The organism is uncultured Amnibacterium sp., from assembly GCF_964244015.1.
Lineage (GTDB): Bacteria > Actinomycetota > Actinomycetes > Actinomycetales > Microbacteriaceae > Amnibacterium.
In genome coordinates this window covers 1-4,176 of sequence record NZ_CAXTHO010000180.1, presented here as the reverse complement: position 1 = coordinate 4,176, position 4,176 = coordinate 1, and the positions used below count along the sequence as shown (strand labels likewise).

Below are 4,176 nucleotides of genomic sequence, written 5' to 3'. Positions count from 1 at the left end.
CGGCCGAGATGGGCCTGGTCGCCGTCGCGCACTGAGTTCATTGCCGCCCGGCTGCCGCCGCCGCGCGGCTGTGGCGTACCGCACGGCCGTGAACCGGCCGTGCGGCTGACGCCCCCAGCGCTGCCGAGTGCTCGGGGCGCCGCAGGGGGACGTTCCTGCTGTCGCGGTCGGCGGGAGTCCTTCAGCAGGACTCAGGACGTTCAGCAGGACTGGATGCGCGTCTGAGTCCTGCTCAAGCTCCTGGATCCTGCTGTCGTGCTCGGTCAGCGCGCGGCGTACAGGAGGAGGGTCGGGCCGTCGATCTGGATGTGCTCGCCCGGCGCCGAGTGGAGGCCGAAGGCGCCGTCGTCCGCGCTCGTCCAGAGCAGCTCGTAGTCCTCCACACCCGGGTGCTCCGGCAGCGCCGCGCGCATGGTCGTCTCGTCGCCGTGCACCACGAGCAGGGTGGCGTCGTCCGTCGCGTGCGCGAGGTACTGCAGCGTACGGTTCTCGGGTGTGGTCCACGCCGCGTCGTCCATCACGGAGCCGTCCGCGGTGAACCAGTGCATCGCGGTCGTGCCGGTGTCGCTCGGGTAGGAGACGGGCCGCAGCGCCGGGTGCTCGCGGCGGATCCGGATGAGCCGACGCGCGACGTCCTGCAGCTCCTGCTGCCAGTCGGCCAGGTTCCAGCCGATCCAGTTCACGGGCGCGTCCTGGCAGTAGGCGTTGTTGTTGCCGCGCTGCGTGCGTCCCAGCTCGTCGCCCGCCAGCAGCATCGGCACGCCCGCCGACAGCAGCAGCGTGCCGAGCAGGTTCCGCATCGCCCGCCTCCGGTCGGCGAGCACCCGCTCCGCCCGGGTCGCGCCCTCGATGCCGAAGTTGAACGACCGGTCGTTGTCCGTGCCGTCGCGGTTCGACTCGCCGTTGCCGAGGTTGTGCTTCGTGTTGTAGGAGGTCAGATCGGCGAGCGTGAAGCCGTCGTGCGCGGTGATGAAGTTCACGCTCGCGAGCGGGCCGCGCTCGGCGGAGAAGTGCCAGGAGGACCCGGCGAGCGTGTTCGCGAGCGCTCCGATGCCCGTCCGCGCCAGGCCGCCGTTCCGGGTGACGACGGTGTCGGTGAGCCAGAAGTCCCGCACCGTGTCCCGGTACCGGTCGTTCCACTCCGACCACCCGCCGGGGAAGCCGCCGGTCTGCCAGCCGCCGAGCCCCACGTCCCAGGGCTCGGCGATCAGCTTCACGTCGGCGAGCCGAGGGTCGGCGAGCAGGTCCTGGATCAGCGGTGCGTCTGGTGTGTAGGTGATGTGCTCGTCCCGCCCGAGCGTCACGGCCAGGTCGAACCGGAACCCGTCGATCTGCACCTCCTCCGCCCAGTAGCGGACCGAGTCGTGCACGAGCCTGCGCACCTGCTCCTGGGAGCAGTCGAGGCTGTTGCCGCACCCGGTCGTGTCGATGTAGCGGCCGTCGTCCTGCCGGTAGTAGGTGCTGTTGTCCAGCCCGCGGAAGCTCTGCACGGGACCGGCCGGCCCCTCCTCGGCCGTGTGGTTGTAGACGACGTCGAGCCACACCTCGATGCCGGCGGCGTGGAGGTGCTTGACCATGCCCTTGAACTCGTCGAGCACCGCCTGCGGCCCCGCGGACTGCGCGGTCAGGGAGGCGTACTGCTGGTGCGGCGCGAAGAAGCCGACCGTGTTGTAGCCCCAGTAGTTGGTGAGGCCCTGCTTCATCAGGCGCCGCTCGCTCGCGGACTGGTGCACGGGCAGCAGCTCGACCGCGGTCACGCCGAGGTCCTGCAGGTACCGGACGGTCGACTCGTGCGCGACCCCGGCGTAGCTGCCCCGCAGCGCTCGGGGCACCGAGCGCAGCTGCTTCGTGAGCCCCTTCGCATGCGCCTCGTAGACGACGGACTCGGCGAGGGGCACGTTCGGCTTGCGCACCTCGCCCCAGTCGAACCGGTCGTCGACGACGACGCTGCGCCACGAGTCCTGGTCGATGCGCACGATCCCGCGGGAGTACGGGTCGAGCAGCTGCCGCGACCGGTCGAACGCGTCGCGCGGCCCGTCGGGCCCGTCCGCCTTCACGGCGTACCGGCGGCCGGGGACCAGCAGCGCTGATCGGCCCGCCCAGACGCCGTCGTCACCGCGCCGCATGTGCACGGTCCGCTCGACCCAGGACGGGTCGCGTTCGCTGAGCAGGCAGAGCTCCATCGAGGTCGCGGTGGCGCTCGCGACCCGCAAGGTGCCCCCGTCGGGGCCGACCCGCACCCCGAGATCGCGGAACCGGTCGACGACGGCGGGTTCGGCTCGCACGCGCCTACCCTAATGACGCCATGGCGGTCACCCTCGACTCTGTCTACCTCGACCATGCAGCGGGCTCGACGCTGCGTCCCGCCGCGGCCGCGACCCTCGTGGAGGCGCTCGCGGCGGTCGGCAACCCGTCGTCGGTGCACCGGCACGGGCAGGCCGCACGGGCGATGCTCGAGGAGGCGCGGGAGCGCCTGGCGGTCGCGGCCGGATGCGACAGCGTCGAGGTGCTGTTCACCTCGGGCGGGACGGAGGCGGTCAATCTCGCCGTCACCGGAGCGTGGCGCGCCGGTGACGGGGACGCGCTGCTGCTCCCCGGCGGGGAGCACGCGGCGACGGTCGAGAGTGCGGAGGCGCTCGAGCGCGACGGCGCACGGATCGTGCACCTCCCGGTCGACTCGGATGCCCGGCTTGAGTCTGCGGTGCTGGCCGATGCGCTCGCCGCCGAACCGGACGCCGCGCTCGTCACCGTGCTCGCAGCGAACAACGAGGTCGGCTCGATCAACGACATCGCCGCGCTCGCCTCGGTCGCGCGGGCGGCATCGGTGCCGATCCACGTCGATGCGATCGCGGCGTTCGGCGCGGTGCCGACGCGGTTCGACGTCTCCGGTGCGGACCTGATGAGCATCTCGTCGGTCAAGATCGGCGGACCGGCCGGTGTCGGCGCGCTGCTCGCAGGACGAGGCGCGCGCGTCGCGCCGCTGCTGCACGGCGGCGGCCAGGAGCGCGGGCTGCGGTCGGGCACCCCCTCCGCACCCCTCGCCCTGGCGTTCGCCGTCGCCGCGGAGGAGGCGGTCGGCTCGCTCGCGGACGAGTCCCGTCGGGTCGCCCACCTCCGGGACCGAGCGCTGGCCGGGCTGCTCGCCGCACTGCCCGGCGCGGTGCTGCGGGGCGTGCCACCCGGGACCGGGCGCCTGCCCGGCAACCTGCACGTCACCGTGGCTGGGGCGGACGGCGAGTCCCTCCTGTTCCTGCTCGACGCCGCGGGCGTCTCCGTCAGCACCGGCTCGGCCTGCCTCGCCGGCGTGACGCGCGTCTCGCCCGTGCTGCTCGCCATGGGGGTGCCGATCGAGGCGGCGGGAGGCGCGCTCCGGATCACGTTCGGGCACTCGTCGACGGAGGCGGACGTCGACGCGCTGCTCGCGGCGCTGCCCGCGCTGGCGCCGGCGCTCGCGCACCGACCGTTCGCGCACTGACCCCCGGTCTGGGTCTGTCGCCGCGCTCGGCGGATTCTAGGATTGGCGGAAACCCCGGGTACCCCGCTCGAGGTCGGCGCCGACCCAGCGCCCGCTCCCTCATCCCCGAGGTCCCCCTGTGCTCCGAACTCCCCTGCGCGCACGCGTGCTCGCAACCGTGACCGCCTCCCTCCTCGTCGCCGGCTCCATCGCCGCCGCGGAGCCCGCGCAGGCCGACGGCCGCCGCGTCGCCGTCCCCGCCGCGACGCCGTCGTGGGCCACCGCGGCCGCCGACGAGGGTGCCGTCGCCGCCGCGACGACGGTCGACTTCGAGCTCGCGCTCGAGCTGCCCGACGAGGCCGGCGCCCGCGCGTTCGCGCTCGCCGCCGCCACGCCCGGTACGCCCGCGTACCGCCAGTACCTGTCCCCGGACGACTGGATCGCGCGCTTCTCGCCGACGCAGGCGACCGTCGACTCGGTCACCGCGGCGATCGGGGCCGCAGGGCTCACGGTCGAATCGGCGCCGAAGAGCCGCCTGTTCCTGCTGCTCACCGGCACGGCCGCGCAGGTCGACTCGTTCTTCCAGACGCGCCTGCACACCTACGACGTCGCCGGCGAGGAGCGTCTCGCCGCCGCAGGTACCGCGACCCTGCCGCAGAAGGTCGCGCGCTCCGTGGCGGCCGTCACGTTCTCGCACCCGCGCATCAGCTCGGGTCCCGACA

The 4,176-nt window shown here is 73.5% G+C and carries 3 protein-coding genes; 2 read left to right on the top strand and 1 reads right to left on the bottom strand.

The features are described 5' to 3' along the window. Window positions 1-263: 263 nt before the first annotated feature. Entirely contained in the window at window positions 264-2,285 is a 2,022-nt protein-coding gene (gene glgX / locus ACFE67_RS14325; protein WP_375407548.1) for a glycogen debranching protein GlgX, read from the bottom strand. Between the two features lie 20 nt (window positions 2,286-2,305). Here glgX and ACFE67_RS14320 point away from each other — a divergent pair, with 20 nt between their 5' ends. Then, entirely contained in the window at window positions 2,306-3,475 is a 1,170-nt protein-coding gene (locus ACFE67_RS14320) for a cysteine desulfurase family protein (protein ID WP_375407547.1), read from the top strand. A 145-nt stretch (window positions 3,476-3,620) separates the two neighbouring features. Further along, window positions 3,621-4,176 (top strand): protease pro-enzyme activation domain-containing protein (locus ACFE67_RS14315; RefSeq protein WP_375407546.1); only part of this gene is annotated, 556 nt, incomplete at its 3' end.

Excerpts from the sequence above, each read along its gene's own strand:
- ACFE67_RS14320 (WP_375407547.1), top strand. The coding sequence starts at position 2,306 with ATGGCGGTCACCCTCGACTCTGTCTACCTCGACCATGCAGCGGGCTCG.